This window comes from Hymenobacter sp. (assembly GCF_035709525.1).
GTDB lineage: Bacteria > Bacteroidota > Bacteroidia > Cytophagales > Hymenobacteraceae > Hymenobacter.
Map to the genome: position 1 here is coordinate 1 of NZ_DASTEP010000223.1, position 2,641 is coordinate 2,641.

1 protein-coding gene is annotated in these 2,641 nt (G+C 62.7%); it reads right to left on the reverse strand.

Annotation, left to right across the window (positions count from 1 at the left end):
- Nucleotides 1–52 precede the first annotated feature (52 nt).
- Nucleotides 53–2,425, reverse strand: a complete 2,373-nt coding sequence (locus VFO93_RS19635; RefSeq protein WP_325136091.1) for a beta-L-arabinofuranosidase domain-containing protein — start codon at nucleotides 2,423–2,425, stop codon at nucleotides 53–55.
- Between the last annotated feature and the right edge of the window lie 216 nt (nucleotides 2,426–2,641).

Sequence of the window (2,641 nt, forward strand, 5' to 3'; positions counted from 1 at the left end):
AACGACGAGCGGACAGCCGGCGAAAAGCCGGCAGCCCGCCCCGAAAAATGCCCTACTCCCGCACGCTGCGCACGCCGTACACCGGCCCCGCGCTACTGTTAGCCTTGGCCTGAAAGGTCACTTTCACCTGCTGCTTGCCCTTGGTGAGGGCGGGCGGAATGGGGTAGGAGACGTCGTAGAAGCGGCTTTCCTTGTACTTGTTGAGGTCTTCGGTGGCGATTTTCTCGCCATCGACCAGCACGTCGAACACCCGGCCCCGGTTGTCCATGCCCCAGTAGGTGAGGAGAAGCGTGTTGGCCTTGTCTGGAGCTACTTTTAGGGTGAAGGCCATGGTGCCGCCCTCGTTCACGGTGCGCCACTTGCGGCCGTGCTCCTCGCCGGTTTCGGCCTTTTCGGAGACGGTGAAACTGTGGTCGCGCTCGGGCTGCATCTCGCCCACGCGCAGGATGTCCACGGTTTTGGCTTCCAGCTCCTGCTGCTTCTGGCGGGCGGCTTCGTACACGCGCTGCTGGGTAGCCCACTTTTCGGGCGTGAAGACGTCCCAGTACACCGTGTAATACTCGTTGGCGGTTTGGTTGAAGGGCACGAGCGGCACGTCGTGGGGCGTGCCCAGGCCGGCGGTCTGGAAGCGTAGCTGCTTCGCGTCTACGGGCTTTACCCAGGCGTTGGGGTCGTTGTTGGCGGTCACGAGCACGGGCACGCCGGTTACGGGCTCGGGCTCGGTGGTGCCGAGCATGCCGGCCAGCAGCGTGGGGCCGTAGAAGAGGGCGCGGCGGTTGGGGTTGTCGGGCAGGGCCTCGGTGTGGAAATCGGCGGGTAGTGTCAGCTCTATTCGGTCGTTGTTTTTCCACTTGCGGTCGAGCACGAGGTAGCCTTCGGCGTCGGGCGCGGCGGCCACGAGCTGGCCGTTCACGCGCACCTGCGGGTTTTTGGTCCAGCTCGGCTGGCGCAGGCGCAGCTTGAAGGCGCGGGTTTTGGTGGCCGTCAGCGTGAAGGCTACCTGGTTGGTGGCGGGCAGCTGGGTTTCCTGGCGCAAGGTCAGGCCCTGCGCCTTCCAGCTCAGTTCCGAAGGAATGAACAGGTTGACGTACAGGCTGCCATCGGCCCCCTGGAAGTAGATGTTCTCGGCGTACTTCACGTGGTTTTCCATGCCCGAGCCCACGCAGCAGGTGAAGGTATCAAACTCGTCGCTGTACGTTTTGCGCCCGCCCATGCGCAGCGGCACGAAGTAGGTCGTCATACCGGTAGCGTGGTTCTGCGAGGCCAGAATGTGGTTGTAGAGGCCCTTCTCGTAGTAGTCCATGAGCCGGGCCGCGGGCTGCTGCGCAAACAAATGCTGCGTGAGCTTCAGCATGTTGTAGGTGTTGCAGGTTTCGGTGGTGTTCTCGCTGAGCTTGTCGTTGAGCTGGCGCGGCGGGCCCAGGTACTCGTAGTTGCTGTTGCCGCCGGTGGCGTAGGAGTGGTTCTCGGTCACGGTTTGCCAGAAAAACCCGGCAATGACGGCGTCCTTCTTATCGCCGGTCAGCTCGTAGCGGCGGGCACTGGCTATGGCCTTCGGAATCTGGGTATTGGAATGCTTGCCGGGCAAAATATCGGTGCGGGCGGCCAGCGGGTCAAGGACTTTTTTGTCGTAGAATCGATACGAGAGGTCGAGGTATTTCCGGTCGCCGCTCAGGGCGTAAGTGTTGGCTAGAGTTTCGGCCATGCCGCCGTACTCGCACACCAGCATGTCCTGCATCTTAGTGTCGTCGAGGTTTTTGACGGTGTTGCCCGTCCAGTCGGCCAGGCCCTGGTTCACGGCCAGCGCCGTTTGGTTGCCCGTGTACAAGTACGCATCGAGCAGCCCCGCCATAATCTTGTGCACCGTGTACCACGGCGACCACGCCCCGTTCAGGTCAAAGCCGTGCGAGCGGATGTTGCCGCTCGCCACCTCCACCCACAGTTGGTTTTCCTTCGGAATGGCCCCGATGTAGCCGGTTTTGCGGGCCTTTTGGCACTCGGCCAGTTGTGCCACGATATAGTCCACGCGCTGCTTAAACTCAGGGTTGCCGGTCGAGGCATACGCCAGCGCGCAGGCCGAGAGGTAGTGCCCCAGCGTGTGCCCCGCCAGCCCCGTCGATTCCCAGCCGCCGTAGCGCTTGCCCTTGGCCTGCAAGCCGCTGTGCTCGCGGAAATCGGCCAGCAGCCGGTCGGGCTCGATTTTCAGGAGATACTTCGCATCGGCCTGTTCGGCTACTTTGAAGGGGCCGTCGAGCAGCTTCACCTGGTTTAGGTCGAAGGCGTAGGCTTTTACCGGCACCTGGGGCTGCACTTTCATGCGCGCATCGCGCGGGGTGGGCAGGTAGGTTTGGGCCTGGGCGGCGGGGGCGGCGGGGGCGGTGAGGGCGGCGAGGAGCAGCCAGGTATGTTTGGGGAAGCGGGGCATAGGAGGGAGGAAAATAATTGCTTGTTGACCGTGCGAGCGTGGGCGCCTCACCCCCCGGCCCCCTCTCCGAAAAGGAGAGGGGGAGCCAGACGGCGGAGTTCTGAGTTCTGAGTTAGGAGTTTTGAGTTGACCGAACGGCTAACTCTTAACTCAACACTCCAAACTCTTAACTCAGATAAGGCTCCCCCTCTCCTTTTCGGAGAGGGGGCCGGGGGG